This window comes from Bacillus sp. BS98 (genome assembly GCF_008432245.1).
Lineage (GTDB): Bacteria > Bacillota > Bacilli > Bacillales > Bacillaceae_G > Bacillus_A > Bacillus_A toyonensis.
Window position 1 is genome coordinate 4417544 of the sequence record NZ_CP043830.1, and the last position, 18461, is coordinate 4436004.

Consider the following 18461-nt stretch of genomic DNA (forward strand, 5'->3'; position numbering starts at 1 on the left):
ATTTTACACATCTCGATAAAAAGGGAGTTGTTTCCATGTTTACAAAAGAAAGTTATGCAGGTTCTCGTGAAAAGCAGTATGAGACAGTAATTAAACAACTGGATGCATTATTAACTGGCGAATTAAACGTAGTCGCAAACTTATCAAATGCGTCCGCATTATTAAACCAATTTTTAGATCGCGTTAATTGGGTTGGCTTTTATGTAACAGAAGGAAATCAGCTCGTTCTCGGGCCATTCCAAGGAATGCCAGCATGCGTACGTATTCCATTTGGGCGCGGCGTTTGCGGCGTAGCAGCTGAAACGAAAACAACGCAACTTGTAGCGGACGTTCACCAATTCCCAGGACATATCGCTTGCGATAGTGCCTCTAATTCGGAAATCGTTGTACCGATTATAAAAGACGGAAATGTCATTGGTGTACTGGATATTGATAGTCCTGAAAAAAATCGTTTCGATGAAGTAGATCAGCACTATTTAGAAAAGTTTGTGGAAACACTGTTAAAACATATATAAGAAAAAGAGTGAGTTATCGATTAAGTACGTAATGTACGAAACCGATAGCTCACTCTTTTTTATTGATTACTAACAGTAGATATTTTCTTTAACGCTTGCTCCAAATCAGAAACGATATCCTCCCACGATTCTAAACCGACAGATAAACGTATTAAATTATCGAAAATACCCATTTCTTTTCTTAGTTCCGCTGGAATCGCAGCATGCGTCATCGTTGCTGGATGCTGAATTAACGTTTCTGTATCACCTAAACTTACCGCGATCGTAATAAAGTGAAGGTCATTGATAAACGCTTGCGTTTCCTCTTTCCCGCCTTTGACAGAAAAAGAAATAACGCCACCGCCCCGTTTCATTTGGCGAGATGCTAACTCCCCTTCTGGGTACCAAACCCCTTCTACTACATCATGATTTTTTAGGAACGATACAATTTTTTCTGCATTATCACAATGACGATCCATTCTTACTGCTAACGTCTTTAATCCGCGTAATAATAACCACGCATCAAACGGCGCCATAATACCGCCGATATCTTTTCGCATCGGACGAATTTTTTCAGCTAACACTTTCGTTTTACAAATTGTTACACCCGCTACAACATCACCATGGCCACCAATATATTTTGTCGCACTATGCACAACAGCATCACAACCAAGCTCAAGCGGTCTTTGTAAATAAGGTGAACAAAACGTATTATCAACAATGACGAGTAGGCCATTTCGCTTCGCAACTCGAATCACTTGTTTTAAATCGATTAATTTCATCGTTGGATTAATCGGTGTTTCAACGAAAATGAGCTTTGTATTTGGGCGAATCTTATTTTCAATATCAGTCTCTGTCTCCATATCACAAAACGAATGTGTAATCATAAATTTCTCTTCTAACACTTCTAAAAATCCGTACGTGCACCCATATAATCCGTTTGAACAAATAATATGATCTCCAGCTTTTAGAAAGCCAATTAACGTTGCTGAAATAGCTGCCATTCCGGATCCGAAAGCAAGTGCTTCTTCTCCCCCTTCTAACACAGCCATGCGCTCTTCAAATAATTTTACAGTTGGATTTCCAAGTCTTGAGTAAATATAAGACGGATCTACTCCCGCAAAACTCGCCTCTCCTTGCTGCGCAGTCTCAAATGTAAATGTAGACGTTTGAAATAACGGTGGTGTTAAACTTCCTTTATGTTCCTCAGATGTATAACCGTGATGAATTAACGCTGTCTCCATATGCTTCTTTTTCATAAAAACATCCCCTTTATGTTTTTATCCCGCATATTCACCATTAAAAAACTGATGAATGTTTTTACTACATTTTATGTAAGCGTTTCATTTGTGTTTCTATCTCTTCTTTTATATTGTTTTAAATTCCTTCTTATATTAATTTCCAAAATTTATATGCATAAAACAAAAACGTACTCGCTTGACGAAACTCTGGGTAAAAGATATAATAGCGTTTGTGTAAAATAAAAAGGCAGCCTTGTAATGTGAGTTTATCGTTTGTATTTTGTTCCTCTACGGAGGTGTATCTCGTAACTCCCTGCTGCTGGAGCGAAGGTACATGAAAACAAAATGCCCGTAAATATCGATTACGTCTGTTTTTATTTTACGTAAATAAAAACATTTTTAAAGGAGGAGTCAACTATGGCTCGTTATACAGGTCCAGCTTGGAAACTGTCTCGTCGTCTTGGAATCTCTCTAAGCGGCACAGGAAAAGAATTAGAAAAACGCCCTTACGCACCAGGTCCTCACGGTCCTAACCAACGTAAGAAACTTTCAGAATACGGTTTACAATTACAAGAGAAACAAAAACTTCGTCACATGTACGGCATGACTGAGCGTCAATTCCGTCGCACATTTGACCAAGCAGGTAAAATGCCTGGTAAGCACGGCGAAAACTTCATGATCCTTCTTGAAGCTCGTCTTGACAACTTAGTTTACCGTATGGGCTTAGCTCGCACTCGTCGTGCAGCTCGCCAATTAGTAAACCACGGTCACATCATGGTTGATGGCGCTCGCGTAGATATCCCATCTTACCGCGTTAAACCTGGTCAAACTATCAGCGTTCGCGAAAAATCTAACAGCCTTGTTGTTGTTAAAGAAGCGATCGAAGTTAACAACTTCGTACCAGAATACTTAACTTTCGATGCTGATAAATTAGAAGCTACTTACACTCGTCACGCTGAGCGTTCTGAGTTAGCAGCTGAAATCAACGAAGCATTAATCGTAGAGTTCTACTCTCGTTAATGACAAAAAGCCAATCCTCTGGATTGGCTTTTTTCAATTCTCACCATAATTTTTTATATCCCACGTAACATAAAAATCCCAATACTCTATACTCCCACCTAAAACAAATATTTTTTATCTAATCTAATCAAATTCAAATATAAAAATAACCTTCCTATTTCCATACATAACTTATGTTATATTATGAATTTTTAAATAATAGTATTAATATTAAGTTTAAACTTTATAACGAGGAGACGTTGATATGGAATTCAGAAATGACATAAACAAAATAGCTAACCAAATTTTAGAACGAAAAGAGTACATAACTAATGAAGAAATGACCAAGCAATCCTTAATTATTCCTTTTCTTCAAAAGCTAGGTTATGACGTTTTTAGCCCTTTAGAAGTTAGACCTGAGTATATTGCAGACTTTGGAACTAAAAAGGGGGAAAAAGTCGATTATGCGGTTTTCAAAAATGGAGTTCCAATTATTTTAATTGAGGCAAAACCTGTAACAGAAAACCTCCTTAAACACGATGCGCAACTATCTAGGTATTTCAATGCCTTACCTGATGTCAAAGTAGGGGTACTAACTAATGGTATAGAATACAAATTTTATACTGATTTAACAAATGACAATTTAATGGATGAAAAACCTTTCTTCACATTCAGTATGGATAATTTAAGTAATTTAGATATTGAAACGATTGAAACTTTTACAAAAGAGAATTTTGAAGCTGAAGAGATCGTAAAATATGCCGAAGAACTTATTTATATGACCAATTTAAACTCCACAATTAAAGAGTTATTTAAAAATCCTTCAGATGACTTCCTTCGTTTTCTAATTAAAGACTTTAGCTCAACTAGAATTACAAATAACGTTTTAGAGCGGTTCCGACCAATTGTTAAAAAAGCAATTAATCGAACACTATTAGAAATAATCAGTGATGGTTTAACACCAAAAGAAACAAAAATAACGGAGAAAATAGAAACAAGCCTAGTTGCAGCCGCTTCTGCCGAAATAATGGAAGACATTAGCAAAGAAGACAAAACAGATAGAGTTTTCACTACCGAAGATGAACTGACTGCCTTTAACATTGTTAAAGAAATATTAACTGAAAATCAAAGAGACATCAGTGACCTCAAATATAAAGATACTATTAGTTATTTTTGCATCATGAATCGTGTAATCACAAAATGGTTTATACGTCTCTTCCTTGATGGAGATGCAAAATCCTTAGTTATAAGACTAGATCTAGAAGCTACTAAACAGCTATGCCCTAATTTCGTTGTTGAGCAAGCCCCAAAATCACAGGGAGTAAGTAGAATTTTCATTGATAATGTTAATGATTTAAAAGATTTGGAACCACTTATTATTTCATGCTATGATCAAATTTTAGCTAATGTTTAAAAAGAGGGATTTCCCCTCTTTTTCCAACACAATGACAAAAAGCCAATCCTCTGGATTGGCTTTTTGTCATTTATATATAAAATAAAATTATTTATTTTCCTCTTTTTGAACATATACATAAGCATCTTTTTGCTCTTTATGTATATCAACCTTCGAATTCTCTGCAAGCTGACCCGCATTTAGCAAAGAAAAAATAATGAGCGCTTCTAGTGACATTTTGTTTTACCACTCCTTTCTATTTGTTATACGTTTATCATACCGCTTACATGTGATTTCCGTATGAACTCGAAAAGGAGATTACAACAAAAAGGTTACAGGGATACGAATGCACGCTATAATAACCATAAAATAGGAGGTTGATTTCTTTTGACGATAAACCAAATGGTTCAATTGGGCAGTGCATGTATGCTTTTTATTACTTCAACACTTATGAGTTGGTATCAGGGGAGTAATTTAATAGATTATCCTGATGAATGGAAATATAGCGCTAAGTTTACGAATTATTTTAAAGGCACCGTTTCAAATTACCAAGATATTTATCAAATCGATTTCTTTATATATGCAGCAAAATTTTATCCAACAGCATTTATTGTTATGCTCATTAGCTTACTTTATATGCTCGTATTAATTCTTCATATTCTATTTACAAGAACTCGTAAGGTAATCTAAATTCATACATAAAAACCCCGAATCATAAACCTTTCAGCCTACAATCCGGGGTACTATTTGTTTATATTCGTTTCTGATTAGTAACGAATTAAGAAATATTTCTTCTTACCGCGGCGAATGATTGTGAATTTACCTTCGATGCGGTCGTTTTCTGTTACAACATAGTCTAATGCTTGTGTACGCTCACCGTTTACGTAGATTGCACCGTTCGTTACATCTTCACGTGCTTGACGTTTTGATGGAGAGATTTTGCTTTCTACAAGTAAGTCGATTAATACTGTATCTTCTGCAGTACGTTCTACAGATGGTACGTCTTTGAATCCTTGTTCGATTTCATTTGCAGTCAGTTCTGCTACAGAACCGCTGAATAGTGCAGCTGAAATTTTAATCGCTTGCTCTAATGCTTCTTCACCGTGAACAAGTTTTGTCATTTCAGAACCTAACGCTTTTTGTGCTGCACGTTTTTCTGGCGCTTCAGCTACTTGCTTTTCAAGCTCAAGAATTTCTTCATGAGATAAGAATGTGAAGTATTTTAAGTATTTAACAACGTCGCGGTCATCTGTGTTAATCCAGAATTGGTAGAACTCGTAAGGAGTTGTTTTCTCTGGATCTAACCAAATTGCGCCGCCTTCTGTTTTACCAAACTTCGTACCGTCAGATTTTGTAACAAGTGGAATTGTTAAACCGAATGCTTTCGCATCTTCTTCTGATTTACGGATTAATTCAAGACCAGCTGTAATGTTACCCCATTGGTCACTACCACCGATTTGTAGGCGGCAATTATGGTGTTGGTATAAGTTTAAGAAGTCGTATGATTGTAAGATCATGTAACTAAACTCAGTGAATGAAATACCCGTCTCTAAACGAGATGCTACTGTATCTTTTGCTAACATATAGTTTAAACCGAAGTTTTTACCGATATCGCGTAAGAATGAAATTACATCTAAGTTACCAAGCCAATCATAGTTATTAGCCATTGTTGCTGGGTTTTCCACGTTTTCGAACTCTAAGAAGTTTGAAAGTTGGTTTTTAATGCTTTCTGTGTAGTAAGCAACTGTATCTTTCGTATTTAATGTACGCTCTGCTTTTTTACCACTGGGGTCACCGATCATACCAGTACCACCGCCAACAAGTGCGATTGGTTGGTGACCAGCTAATTGGAAACGACGTAACATTAATACTGGTAACATATGACCGATGTGTAAGCTATCCGCTGTCGGGTCGAAACCACAGTATAATTTAACACTTTCTTTTTCTAATAATTGCTCAAGGCCCTCAGCATCTGTTTGCTGATTAATTAGACCGCGAAATTCAAGATCTTGTAAAATACCCATATCCTACATACTCTCCTTTAAGTTCATTACTGGCGTGAAGGTTGAAAACATAAAAAAATCGCCCCTTCAAATAAGGGACGATTTTGATTATCGCGTTACCACCCTAGTTGCAGGCAAAAAAGCCTACCACCTTATTTACATAACGGCTTAGCACCGTCTTTTCCCTTTTGAATACAATTCAATCGAAAAAAGATGCTCTAGGGGCGTAATTCGCGATCATCTATGTGCTGATTTCCACCGACCATCAGCTCTCTAAAACAGGGAAATGATCACTACTTCTCCCTTTCCACGCTCAATTATTCATATACTTTTCTTTATACCATCATTTATATAGGCGTGTCAAATAAGGGCAGGATTTCTCTTCTTGTCAATCCTTTACAACGCCATAAAGAGTATCGTAATAAGAGAAAGAATTGGAACTCCAACTAATAACGATACATGAAACACAACCGATAAATCATTCCCAATGGTCGCCTCCACAGGATCTTTCGCCGGGGAACCAAGAAACCCGATTAATCGATCGAATCGACTTACCGTTTTTGGAAAGTCTGGTATTTCTACATGATCACTATCTAAATATTGCTTTAACTTATATTCACTCTTAAAGGGATTTTCGCTCAATTTCGTCCACCTCCAGCAATTGTTTCAATTTCTTTATCCCGTTATGAAGTCTCGATTTCACCGTTCCAATCGGGATGTTTAATATCTCTGCAATTTCTTTTTGCTGCATGTCATGATAATAAGAAAGGATTAGGACCGCTCTTTGCTCTTCTGGAACTTTCAAAATTGCTTCTCTTACTGTGAGCCGATCTTCGTGAGAAAATTCTTTTTCCGGAATCGGCACTAAAAATGGCAAAAGCGTACGCCACTTTTTTCTCCTATTTAATTTATTAATCATAAGACGATAACCAATTTGAAATAAATACGTTTTTATTTTACCTTTTTCAAGTTCATACATATGTTTCTTACGCTCTAGCGTCAAAAACGTATCTTGCACAAGATCGATACTTAATTGTTCATCTCGGTTAAATCGATATAAAAATGTGTATAGCGCTGGTTTGATTAAAACATATAGTCTTTCTCCCGCTTGTTTATCTCCACTTTGATACGCAAGCATGAGCTCCTCCTCAATCCCAATTTGCGCCATGATTTTTGATCTCCTTTATTCCTTTTAACGTTAATGAAATACGGGAAATTAAATATGCAATCGCAATAAAAATCCACAATTGTGATTGATTTGTAAAAAATTGAACATATGGGTTTTGAATCGTAAATCCCATTGCAACTAAAATATTTAACGCTTGCACACATATGCATGCATACAACGCAAGGCAGACAGAAATAGTATCAAATACATTCCAGCGAAAATACACTTTTGTTTTTATAAAATCAATTTTATATCCATTTTTCCGTACTATATGTTTTCTATCAAATGGAATAATGATTGAAAACAGAACACCCATTATAACTCCAGCTGTAATCATTGATACTCTATATCCAATTGGTATCGGTAAGAAAAGACCACAAGAAAATACAACTATAATTCCAATTAAAGCAAAAGCAAGAAGTAATTTATTAGACATATAAAAGCCTCCCTCATCTATTCTTTCATAAATGTATACAGACGAGGAAGGCACTTCGTTCAAATATTATTTTAGTTTTTTTATAATCTTTGCAGGATTCCCGCCAACTACTACATTATTAGGCACATCTTTCGTTACGACAGCACCAGATGCAATCACCGCATTGTCTCCAATTGTTACACCTGGATTAATAATTGCTCTTCCGCCAATCCATACGTTATCGCCAATTGTAACTGGTTTTCCGTATTCTGATCCGCTTATACGCTCAATTGGATCGAGTGGGTGCGTTGCTGTATAAATGTGAACACCTGGAGCTAACATACAGTTCACTCCCATTGTTACTGGGCATACGTCTAAAATCGTACAGTCAAAGTTCGCGTAAAAATTTTCGCCGATATGAATGTTATAGCCGTAATCACATCTAAAAGAAGATTCAAGATGAATATTATCTCCTGTCGTTCCGAATAATTCTTTTACGATTTCGCTACGCTCTTTCAATTGCTCTTCTGGCGTATCATTTAATTTTCTCGTTAATATACGTGCTTGCTCTCTTTCTTGTACTAAAACTGGATCAGCCGGTATGTACATTTCTCCTAGTATCATCTTTTCTTTTTCTGTTTTCATCATACTATCCCCTTCAACTTATATATATAAGTTCATGATATCATAAAAAAGAAAGGCCTGAACATTTTTCGTTCAGACCTTTCTCTCTTAATCTTCCATCGTTGATAAGTCACCTGTTGGTAAGTTTAACTCCCACGCTTTTAATACGCGGCGCATAATTTTACCACTTCTCGTTTTCGGTAATTTATCTCTAAATTCAATTTGTCTTGGCGCTGCATGAGCTGCTAGGCCTTTTTTTACAAATTGACGAATCTCTTCTTTTAATTCATCAGATGGTTCATATCCCGCACGCAGCGCGATAAACGCTTTAATAATTTCGCCGCGCACCGGATCAGGAATACCAATTACACCAGCTTCTGCAACAGCAGCATGCTCGATTAGTTTACTTTCTACTTCAAACGGTCCAACTCGCTCACCTGACGTCATAATTACATCGTCAATACGTCCTTGGAACCAGAAGTATCCGTCTTCATCCATATAAGCTGAATCACCTGATACATACCAGTCTCCCGGCATAAAGTATGACTCATATTTTTGCTGGTTATTCCAGATTCCACGCATCATAGCTGGCCAACCTTTACCAATTGCTAAGTTACCCATTGTGTATGGAGGCACTTCATTTCCTTCATTATCAACAATCGCTGCTTTCACACCTGGAATTGGTTTACCCATTGAACCTGGACGGATTTCCATACAAGGATAGTTACAAATAACTTGTCCACCTGTTTCTGTCATCCACCACGTATCATGAATACGAAGTCCAAATGCATTCATACCCCAGCGAATTACTTCTGGATTTAATGGCTCACCTACGCTTAATACGTGGCGTACTTGTGATAAGTCGTATTTTTTAATTGCATCTTGTCCAGCTCCCATTAACATACGGAACGCTGTCGGTGCACTATACCAAACTGTTACACCGTAATCTTGCAGTGCTTCATACCATGCATCTGGACTAAATCGTCCACCTAAAATAACATTTGATGCTCCGACTAACCACGGTGCAAAAATGCCGTAAGCAGTTCCCGTTACCCAGCCCGGGTCAGCAGTACACCAATATACGTCATCTTCTTTTAAATCTAATACCCATTTCGCCGTTTGATAGTGCTGAACCATTGCATTTTGCGCATGGAGAACACCTTTTGGCTTACCAGTAGAACCAGACGTATAGTGAAGAATTAAACCGTCTTCGCGGCCTAACCATTCGATATGTAATTCTTTTGAAGCTTGTTCAAATAAAGGATTGAACGCTACTGTTTTACCGCCTTCTTCTACATTATCTCCAACAAGAAAGACTGTTTTTAAAGCTGGTAAATCATTTAATGGTATACGCTCTAACAATTCAGGAGTTGTAATTAACACCTTTGCTTCGCTATCTTCTAAACGATCACGAACTGCGCCTTCCATAAATGCTTCAAATAGCGGTCCAACAATTGCTCCTAATTTCACTGCACCTAAAAGCGCGAAATATAATTCTGGAGAACGTGGCATAAAAATAAAAACGCGATCGCCTTTTTCAACATCGCCATAATTTTTTAGGACGTTTCCTGCTTTATTAGAAAAATCCTTCATTTCCTTAAATGTATATTTCTCTTTTCGCGATCCATCTTGATAATAAAGGGCTACTTTATTTTTTCGATCAGATTTCGCATGCTTATCAATTGCTTCATACGCCATATTTACTCGGCCTGTCTCATTCCAAGTAAAATTTTTATTAACCTCTTCCCAGTTAAAATTCGCGTATGCCTCTTCATAATTCGGCAAATTATTTTCTCCTTTAATGACAGGAAGCGTTTCTACTTTCATACTTTACATCCCCCTCCTATGTATTCTATTATCTATTATAATGATATTATTTAAAATTTTCAGTATATTTGTTGATTTTTAGACAAATTTTTAATGACAAAATTCGATTCACATCGCATATATTATAAAGTACGATATTAATAGATTCACAAACCCTCAAGGTGGTGAGCAATACATTGATTCATAAAAAAATATATAATGCTAGAAACTTGAAAACAGCGAAAGGCACTTTAATTATTGAAGGTCCTGTCTCTACCCATAATCTTGAAATGTATGAATTCCATCCAGATTTAATTGCGTTTCGTCCTGCCGAGCAGCAATATAAAGCAATTGTCGAAATTTCTAAATTACCAGAAGCACGTCTCATTATTGCTAGACATGACCAAACGATTGTTGGATATGTTACATATTTGTATCCCGATCCGCTCGAACGATGGTCAGAAGGAAAAATGGAAAACTTAATTGAGCTCGGGGCAATTGAAGTCGTCCCAGCCTTCCGTGGGTGCTCTGTCGGAAAGAACTTATTAGAAGTGTCTATGATGGACGATTATATGGAAGATTACATTATATTGACGACTGAATATTATTGGCACTGGGATTTAAAACAAACAGGTTTAAATGTTTGGGAGTACCGAAAAGTAATGGAAAAGATGATGAATGCTGGTGGTTTACAATGGATGGCTACAGATGATCCTGAAATTTGTTCACATCCTGCCAACTGTTTAATGGTCCGCATCGGTAATCGCGTCGATACGGATTCTATTCAAGCATTTGACCGTCTACGTTTTCACAATCGTTTTATGTATTAATAAAGGGGGCAACTGGAATGATTGTAGAAGAAATTATGAATCAAAATGTAGTTACGCTACATCCAAACGATACAATCGAAACAGCAATCCGAACGATTCGCACGAAAGGAATTCGGCACATTCCAATTGTCGATCAAAATAATCACGTCGTAGGCATTATTTCTGATCGGGATGTAAGAGATGCAAGTCCGTCTATTCTAGATGAACAAGTTTCACTCGATATGCTGAAGCAACCGCTCGAACTTATTATGAAACATCCTGTAATGACTTGCCACCCTCTCGATTTCGTTGAGGAAATTGCTACTTTATTTTTTGAAAATAAAATTGGCTGCCTTCCTGTTACAAAGGCTGGTAAGTTAGTTGGTATCATCTCAGAATCTACAGTACTGCACACGTTAGTAAAATTAACAGGAGCACATCAACCAAGTTCACAAATTGAAATTCAAGTAAAAAATGAACCTGGTATTCTTGGAAAAGTCGTTGCTATTTTTAGTGATTTACAAATAAATATCGTGAGCGTTCTCGTCTATCCAGCAAAAGATGAGAATGATAAAGTACTTGTTTTCCGCATTCAAACGATGAATCCGCTAAAAGTGATTGATGCACTTGAAGCAGAAGGCTACCGCGTATTATGGCCAAACATCATGGGGATGCAAGCATGAGTAGCGCGTTTATTTATTCGGATGACTTTCGGGGCTATTCATTTAGCCCTGATCATCCTTTTAACCAACTGCGCGTCACACTTACGTATGATTTATTACAAAAGGGCGGTTTCATCTCTCCCTCTCAAATCATCTCACCACGGATGGCTACAGATGAAGAGATTGCCTACGTTCATACAGAGGAGTACATACATGCGGTAAAACGTGCTGGAGAAGGAAAGTTAGAAAAATCAATTGCGATGACATATGGACTCGGAACAGAAGATACACCGATGTTTCCAAATATGCACGAGGCAAGTGCACTGCTCGTTGGCGGTACGTTAACAGCTGTCGATGCTGTTCTTTCTGGAAAAGTAAAACACGCACTTAATTTAGGCGGCGGCTTACATCACGGCTTCCGTGGCAAGGCATCTGGTTTTTGTATTTATAACGATAGTTCCATCGCAATGAAATACATTCAAAAGAAATACGGTTTACGTGTTTTATATATTGATACAGATGCTCATCACGGTGATGGTGTACAGTGGTCATTTTACGATGATCCTAACGTATGCACCATTTCATTACACGAAACCGGACGTTATTTATTCCCTGGAACTGGCGCTGTAAATGAACGTGGACAAGGTAATGGCTATAGTTATTCTTTTAACGTTCCACTCGATGCTTTTACAGAAGATGAATCGTTTCTAGAATCATATCGAACTGTCGTAAAAGAAGTTGCCGCATACTTTAAACCGGATATTATTTTAACGCAAAACGGTGCAGATGCGCATTATTACGATCCACTTACACACCTTTGTGCAACGATGAATATTTACCGTGAAATACCGAAGCTCGCTCGCGAAATCGCTAATGAATATTGCGACGGTCGCTGGATCGCTGTCGGCGGCGGTGGCTATGACCACTGGCGCGTCGTCCCAAGAGCGTGGGCGCTCATTTGGCTCGAAATGAACAACATCCAAAACATCTCAGGTTATCTCCCTCCAGAATGGATTGACGCTTGGAAAGGACAAGCAGAAACAGAACTTCCCCTCACATGGGAAGATCCAGACAACATGTATAAACCTATCCCCCGTAAACCAGAAATTGAAGAAAAGAATGCATTAACTGTAGCGAAATCCCTTGAAATTATTCGGAATAATATGACAAAATCTTTGTACTAAACGAAAAGGAGGCTCGTTTTTTAATAGCCTCCTTTTATTTATTGTCGGTTTCTGTCAGTAAGTCGATATATTTTAATAATCGCTGATATATTTCGAGTTGCGCCGATATATTCTAATAATCGCTGATATATTTTCATTTCATAACAGCCTGGCCCAACTTTTACGAGAAAAGGTCGTGATATTATGTGGAAACGACAAATGCTCCGCACGAAACGTGGTACATTTGAACTCTTTACAAAAGGGAATGGTGAACCGCTTTGTGTTACACACCATTATTCACAATTTAATGAAACTGGTGATTACTTTGCGGATGTTTTTACTGCTACGCATCGTGTATTTCTCATTAATTTACGAGATGCCGGTAGCTCTGTAACCGCCCAGTCAGAAAACAAATTAAGCATGATTGAGACAATCCACGACTTAGAAGCAATACGAGAAGCATTACAACTTCCAACATGGCATTTCGCCGGTCATTCAACAGGTGGTATGCTTGGAATTTTGTATGCGATTACATATCCGAATTCCTTACAATCATTAGTCGTAACCGGAGCTGCAGCAAGTGATTATACGAAAACATCAAACTGTATTTACCATTCCTACCATCCACAATTTCATTATATGCAAGAACTAATCGAGAACTTGAAAAACCCTCATCTTACAAATGAAGAGCGAAAGGAACTATCTACTAAGAGAACAAAATTATCATTGTATAAACCAGAAAACTATAACTTTTATTTTTGTAGACCGATCAAAAAAACAATGTCCACCAGCCGCATGAACGCTTTCGCTCATGAATATTCTTCATTTGATTTAAGAGAGTCTTTACCTTCTATTAAAACAAAGACACTTATTATGTGCGGACGACACGATGTGCAGTGCCCAATTCAATATTCTATCGAGATGCATGAGGGTATACGTAATTCTATCTTTATTCCATTTGAGGACAGTAACCATTATCCTTTTTTAGAAGAGGCTACCCACTTTATTTCTATCACACAAGAATTTTACAAAACGTTATAACAGGGAAAATCCAGTTTTGAGTTCAGTTACTATTAAAAAAATCTAAATAAATAACATATGAATTCACAGACTAATGTACTAATAAAAGCTCAAAGTCTCTATATGACTTTGAGCTTTATTTTTTAGAAGAAAAACTTCATACTATAATAAAATAAAAGATAAAAAGAAAAAAGGACTAAACCTAAATCAATAAATACTGACTTTTTATCTCCTTCTTTTACGCTGATCGTAATACCAAACATACTTCTAACCATCCAAAAAGCCACCAAAAATAATCCACCTAAATGGTCATTTGTATAATCTTTATCATAAAACATTTGTATTGCACCAATAATTAATAAAATAAGTATGATATTAGTCCCAATCTTTAAAGCCTTGTTTGATTTAATATTCTTTCGTACATCCCCCAAAACCTAACACTTCCTCTCAAACCATCCTGCGTTTTATTTCTCTTTATATTTTAACACGAATTACCTAATATTCCCTTTAAAATTCAAATCATAAGTGTAATACACTATTACGCATATAAAAAACCTGTCAACACTTTGACAGGTTTACTACACATTAAAACGATAACCAGCTCCCCATACCGTTTCAATATATTGCGGGTGGGCAGGATCTCTTTCAATTTTTTCACGTAACTTTCTAATGTGAACGACAACAGTAGCTAAATCGCCAGCAGAATCTAATCCCCAAATACGTTCAAATAACTGTTCTTTATTTAATACTTGGTTTGGGTGCGTTACAAAGAATGTTAATAAATCAAATTCCTTCGTTGTAAACGCGATTTCTTCATTGTTTATAAAAACTTTCCTCGCTCGTTGATCGATAGAGATTCCATGAATATATAACGTATCACGTTGCTTACTTACATTTCCTGATAATCTTTCATAACGAGAAATATGTGCCTTTACCCTTGCGACTAATTCACTTGGGCTAAACGGTTTCGTTATATAATCATCCGCTCCTAATCCGAGTCCGCGAATTTTATCTATATCTTCTTTTTTGGCTGAAACAAGTAAAATCGGAATATCTTTTATAGCACGTATTTGTTTACAAATTTCGAATCCATTCATTTTCGGAAGCATAATATCTAAAATAATTAAATCATAGTCTTCTTGCAGAGCCATTTGTAAGCCTATTTCTCCAGAATGCTCTACATCAACTTGAAAATCACTAATTTCTAAATAATCTCGCTGTAATTCTGCAATACTTACTTCATCTTCTATTAGTAAGATTCTTTTCAATTTACTCACCACATTTCTCTACTTTTTCCAATGAGAAGAAAATGCTTGTGCCTTCTCTAGGCTCACTTTCCGCCCAAATTTCTCCGCCATGTTCTTCCACAATTTGCTTCGCAATCGCTAAACCAAGTCCACTTCCACCTGTGCTAGAGTTTCGAGATTGCTCTGCACGATAAAACCGTTCAAAAATATAAGGAAGTGTATCAGATTCTATACCTGATCCATTGTCCATCACTTTCACAATAACTTTATCGTTATCACTCGATACTGTTACAGCAATTTTTTTCTCTTCTTTATCCATGTATTTCACACTATTATGAATTAAATTTGATATCACTCTATTTATCTTTTCGCAATCAGCCGTTACATATAGTGGTGATGGATGTAATTGTAAGTACACTTCTATACCTTCTTCACTTAAATCCATCTGCATCTCTTCTATTAATTCCTGCATAAACATATTTAATTCAACCGTTTCAAACTGGAATGGGACTCGATTCAAATCGAGCTTCGAAAATAAAAATAGTTCATCAATGAGTGTATCCATATGTTTTGCTTTCGTATGAATCGTTGTTAAATACTTATCCATTTTTTCCGGGGTATTTGCTACCCCGTCCTTTATTCCTTCCACATATCCGATAATAGATGTAATCGGTGTTTTCAAATCATGGGAGATGTTTGAAATGAGCTCTTTTCGATTTTCTTCATACTGCGTTTGTACTTCAATCGACTCTTTTAACTTCTTCCTCATTTCCTCAAACCCTTGATTCAATTGACCTATTTCATCATGTGATGTAACTGGAATTTGAAATTCTAAATTCCCTTCTTTAATTCTCTCCGTCGCATCTTTCAATACAAAGATTGGTTTTATCACACTTTTTGAGACGAAATAGCTTACTAACCCAATGAGCAAAATGGCTAACAGTAAAAGTGCTACGAACAAAATCGGAAATAATTTTTGTGTAAGATCTACAAACGAACTTTGCTTTTTTAGTACAAATATACTCCCTTCTTCATTATTTTGAAAAGAAAAATCAAATTTTACATACCGATAAAATGTATCGCCTAGTTCCGTTGTACCACGACTATTAATATTTGCTGCTTCAAATTTCGGAAGGGCTTCTGTTACAGTCGAACTTTCAAAACCCTTTGTAGCATAAGAAATGGTTTCTCCCTTTCTTACAACTATTTTCACACCTTCTTTTTCAAGTGATGCAACGAACGATTCATCTAATAGTTGATATTGATGTTGCTTTGCCGCTCCTTTCAATTCAAGATACGCATTCTCTTCTTCTGGAGTCAGCGGCTTTTGAATATAAGAACTTTTATAAAAATTTTTCACTGCTTCCAAGTCACCTGTTATGGAAAATACAATTAAAAATCCCGCAACTAAAATAAGCGTAATGGAGACGAGAATAACAGCGATATAAGAAAATAAAAATCTTGTTTTAATAGACATCATTTACATCCTCACTTTATCACGCTATTTGTGGGCAGTAAGACTTCCACCTCAAAATTCGGTTAAAACAAAAAGTTAGATGAAAGTCGGGCTACCCGTAAACGCCCGATTGATTCAACTTTCATATTCATAAGCATAAAAATATATGTTCAATTACTCAAGCGATTTTATAGTAATTTTAGCGTCAGTTTATAAAAATTTAATGTTCTTATTTTACAGTTGAAATTAGGAGGTTGAAATTCCATGTTCAAAAAAACATTAAGCATGATATGTTGTGTAATTTTTTTACAAGGATGCTCGCAAGAACAAGAAGTAAAAAAGGAGATGACAAACATGGAGACTGCACTACTAGCAGCTACTGAAAAAAACGAAACGAACACTGTTATATCTTTATTAAAACAAGGAGCAAATATAAATGCAACGGATAGTCAAGGACGCACCCCGCTTATGATTGCCACATACAAAAATGATATAAAGACCGCGAAAGCTCTTATCGATGCTGGCGCCGATGTAAATATCCAAGATAATATAAAAAACAATCCATTTCTATACGCCGGTGCGGAAGGTTACTTAGACATTTTAAAACTAACAATTGATGCTGGTGCGGATCCAGCACTTACGAATCGTTACGGTGGAACAGCTCTTATCCCAGCCTCAGAACATGGCTATATTACTGTTATAAAAGAACTCCTCACGCGAACAAATATCGATGTAAACCATGTCAATAATCTCGGATGGACAGCTTTAATGGAAGCTATCGTACTAAGTAACGGCGATGAAACACAACAACAAGTCATTCGCCTGCTCATTGAACACGGCGCAGATGTAAACATTCCCGATAATGATGGTGTCACCCCACTAGAGCATGCTCGTGCTCATAATTTTGAAGAGATAGAGAAGATTCTAGTAGAAGGACGTAAGTAAAAAGCTAACTTTTGCCTTCCTCCCCCACCCTATGCTACATTTAACCCGTTACATCAATATTGATAGGGTGGGAATACAAATGAATAAACCTAAAATTGGGATGATTGGACTTGGAAGTATTGCACAAAAGGCATATCTTCCAACACTTACGAAAGAATTAGATTGGCATTTTGTTGGGGCATTTACACCTAACGCGGAAAAAAGAAAACAAATTTGTCAGCAATACCGTATTCAAGACTTTCATTCTATTGAAACGTTAGCTTCAGAATGTGATGCAGTTTTCGTTCATAGTTCCACTGCTACACATTATGAAATCGTTTCTGAACTTCTGAAAAAAGGAATCGATGTTTATGTAGATAAGCCGTTAGCAGCTACAGTAGAACAAGCTGAAAAACTAGTCGAATTGAGCGAAAAATACAATCGAAAATTAATGGTCGGATTTAACCGCCGCTTCGTTCCTATGTACGTTGCTGCAAAAGAACAGGCTAATGCTATTTCATGGATTCGAATTGAAAAACACCGTACAAATAAAGTGGGGCCAAATACGTACGACTTTACTATGTTAGATGATTATTTGCATATTGTAGATACTGCTCGCTGGTTAGCTAATGATGACCTTAACGTCGTTCATAATATGATGCAAATAAATGAGAAAAATGAACTTCTTTACGGCCATCATACATATACAACAACAAACGGACTATTACTTTCAACAGCAATGCACCGCCATGCTGGTACAAATTTAGAACAAATTGAACTTGTAACAGCAGGAAAAATCATTCGCGTAAAAAATATGAATACATTTGAAATCGAACAGGAAAATTCCGTTTCACAAAGCGGTTCTCCCTCATGGGAAACGACGTTAAAGCAGCGTGGTTTTGAAGATGCTGTTCATCATTTTATTGAATGTGTACACGGAGATACGAAGCCTGTTGTAGATGGATTAGAAGGATTAAAAACGCAACAAATGCTACAAACTCTACTTGACAAAGTAAATAAAAATTAAAACGGATACA

21 protein-coding genes and 1 other annotated feature are annotated in these 18461 nt (G+C 36.6%); of the genes, 10 read left to right on the forward strand and 11 right to left on the reverse strand.

All coding sequences use genetic code 11. The annotated features are described in order from the left end of the window. Nucleotides 1–35: 35 nt before the first annotated feature. Nucleotides 36–515, forward strand: coding sequence for a GAF domain-containing protein (locus F0362_RS22910; RefSeq protein ID WP_000494323.1), 480 nt, complete (start codon nt 36–38; stop codon nt 513–515). A gap of 59 nt (nt 516–574) precedes the next feature. Here F0362_RS22910 and megL read toward each other — a convergent pair whose 3' ends face one another. Beyond that, the gene (gene megL, locus F0362_RS22915; protein ID WP_000726604.1) at nt 575–1753 is read right to left on the reverse strand and encodes a methionine gamma-lyase; all 1179 of its coding nucleotides are present in this window, start codon (nt 1751–1753) and stop codon (nt 575–577) included. A 399-nt stretch (nt 1754–2152) separates the two neighbouring features. Between megL and rpsD the strand changes: the two genes are divergently transcribed. Both rpsD and F0362_RS22925 read left to right on the forward strand, forming a co-directional pair. Then, nucleotides 2153–2755 carry a 30S ribosomal protein S4 gene (gene rpsD / locus F0362_RS22920; RefSeq protein ID WP_000135316.1) on the forward strand — a complete coding sequence of 201 codons (603 nt, stop codon included), beginning with the start codon at nt 2153–2155 and terminating at the stop codon, nt 2753–2755. A gap of 244 nt (nt 2756–2999) precedes the next feature. After that, nucleotides 3000–4148, forward strand: coding sequence for a type I restriction endonuclease (locus F0362_RS22925; protein ID WP_149889980.1), 1149 nt, complete (start codon nt 3000–3002; stop codon nt 4146–4148). Between the two features lie 87 nt (nt 4149–4235). Here F0362_RS22925 and F0362_RS22930 read toward each other — a convergent pair whose 3' ends face one another. Beyond that, entirely contained in the window at nt 4236–4364 is a 129-nt protein-coding gene (locus F0362_RS22930; protein WP_000050940.1) for a hypothetical protein, read from the reverse strand. A 150-nt stretch (nt 4365–4514) separates the two neighbouring features. On the opposite strand from F0362_RS22930, the gene F0362_RS22935 reads away from it, so the two are divergent. Further along, on the forward strand, nt 4515–4817 hold the full coding sequence (locus F0362_RS22935) for a YjdJ family protein (protein WP_000154645.1): 303 nt from the start codon (nt 4515–4517) through the stop codon (nt 4815–4817). A 77-nt stretch (nt 4818–4894) separates the two neighbouring features. On the opposite strand, the gene tyrS is transcribed toward F0362_RS22935, so the two are convergent. The 6 genes from tyrS to acsA form a co-directional block, all read right to left on the reverse strand. After that, nucleotides 4895–6151, reverse strand: coding sequence for a tyrosine--tRNA ligase (gene tyrS, locus F0362_RS22940; protein ID WP_000512098.1), 1257 nt, complete (start codon nt 6149–6151; stop codon nt 4895–4897). A 70-nt stretch (nt 6152–6221) separates the two neighbouring features. Continuing rightward, nucleotides 6222–6449, reverse strand: a binding site (T-box leader). Nucleotides 6450–6526: 77 nt separating this feature from the next. Next, on the reverse strand, nt 6527–6772 hold the full coding sequence (locus tag F0362_RS22945; protein WP_001293798.1) for a hypothetical protein: 246 nt from the start codon (nt 6770–6772) through the stop codon (nt 6527–6529). Beyond that, nucleotides 6753–7298 (reverse strand): RNA polymerase sigma factor, encoded by a 546-nt coding sequence (locus F0362_RS22950; RefSeq protein ID WP_000057201.1) that lies wholly within the window; start codon nt 7296–7298, stop codon nt 6753–6755. Before F0362_RS22950 ends, F0362_RS22945 begins: the two co-directional genes overlap by 20 nt. Next, nucleotides 7279–7734: a hypothetical protein gene (locus F0362_RS22955; RefSeq protein WP_000066426.1), complete on the reverse strand. Its 456-nt coding sequence runs from the start codon at nt 7732–7734 to the stop codon at nt 7279–7281. Before F0362_RS22955 ends, F0362_RS22950 begins: the two co-directional genes overlap by 20 nt. A gap of 66 nt (nt 7735–7800) precedes the next feature. Further along, nucleotides 7801–8361, reverse strand: coding sequence for a maltose acetyltransferase domain-containing protein (locus tag F0362_RS22960; RefSeq protein WP_061529692.1), 561 nt, complete (start codon nt 8359–8361; stop codon nt 7801–7803). A gap of 84 nt (nt 8362–8445) precedes the next feature. Continuing rightward, a complete protein-coding gene (gene acsA / locus F0362_RS22965) occupies nt 8446–10164 on the reverse strand; it encodes an acetate--CoA ligase (RefSeq protein WP_000862062.1) in 1719 nt (572 codons plus the stop codon). A gap of 176 nt (nt 10165–10340) precedes the next feature. Here acsA and acuA point away from each other — a divergent pair, with 176 nt between their 5' ends. The 4 genes from acuA (at nt 10341) to F0362_RS22985 (ending at nt 13818) form a co-directional block, all read left to right on the forward strand. Beyond that, nucleotides 10341–10973: an acetoin utilization protein acetyltransferase AcuA gene (acuA, locus tag F0362_RS22970; RefSeq protein WP_000581385.1), complete on the forward strand. Its 633-nt coding sequence runs from the start codon at nt 10341–10343 to the stop codon at nt 10971–10973. A 17-nt stretch (nt 10974–10990) separates the two neighbouring features. After that, nucleotides 10991–11635, forward strand: a complete 645-nt coding sequence (locus F0362_RS22975; RefSeq protein WP_002123078.1) for an acetoin utilization AcuB family protein — start codon at nt 10991–10993, stop codon at nt 11633–11635. Then, nucleotides 11632–12798, forward strand: coding sequence for an acetoin utilization protein AcuC (gene acuC / locus F0362_RS22980; RefSeq protein ID WP_000092814.1), 1167 nt, complete (start codon nt 11632–11634; stop codon nt 12796–12798). Before F0362_RS22975 ends, acuC begins: the two co-directional genes overlap by 4 nt. Before the next feature lie 198 nt (nt 12799–12996). Beyond that, nucleotides 12997–13818 (forward strand): alpha/beta fold hydrolase, encoded by an 822-nt coding sequence (locus tag F0362_RS22985; RefSeq protein WP_002093169.1) that lies wholly within the window; start codon nt 12997–12999, stop codon nt 13816–13818. 122 nt (nt 13819–13940) lie between these two features. Here F0362_RS22985 and F0362_RS22990 read toward each other — a convergent pair whose 3' ends face one another. The 3 genes from F0362_RS22990 to F0362_RS23000 all read right to left on the reverse strand — a co-directional run bounded on the left by F0362_RS22990 (nt 13941) and on the right by F0362_RS23000 (nt 16521). Further along, complete coding sequence (locus F0362_RS22990) at nt 13941–14228, reverse strand: hypothetical protein (protein ID WP_000503083.1); 288 nt, start codon at nt 14226–14228, stop codon at nt 13941–13943. A gap of 147 nt (nt 14229–14375) precedes the next feature. Then, complete coding sequence (locus F0362_RS22995) at nt 14376–15065, reverse strand: response regulator transcription factor (RefSeq protein WP_002039721.1); 690 nt, start codon at nt 15063–15065, stop codon at nt 14376–14378. Nucleotide 15066: 1 nt separating this feature from the next. Next, nucleotides 15067–16521 carry a sensor histidine kinase gene (locus tag F0362_RS23000; RefSeq protein WP_000023853.1) on the reverse strand — a complete coding sequence of 485 codons (1455 nt, stop codon included), beginning with the start codon at nt 16519–16521 and terminating at the stop codon, nt 15067–15069. A 243-nt stretch (nt 16522–16764) separates the two neighbouring features. Here F0362_RS23000 and F0362_RS23005 point away from each other — a divergent pair, with 243 nt between their 5' ends. Continuing rightward, a complete protein-coding gene (locus tag F0362_RS23005; protein WP_000475135.1) occupies nt 16765–17445 on the forward strand; it encodes an ankyrin repeat domain-containing protein in 681 nt (226 codons plus the stop codon). Nucleotides 17446–17524: 79 nt separating this feature from the next. Further along, nucleotides 17525–18451, forward strand: coding sequence for a Gfo/Idh/MocA family protein (locus F0362_RS23010; RefSeq protein ID WP_001039683.1), 927 nt, complete (start codon nt 17525–17527; stop codon nt 18449–18451). Nucleotides 18452–18461 lie beyond the last annotated feature (10 nt).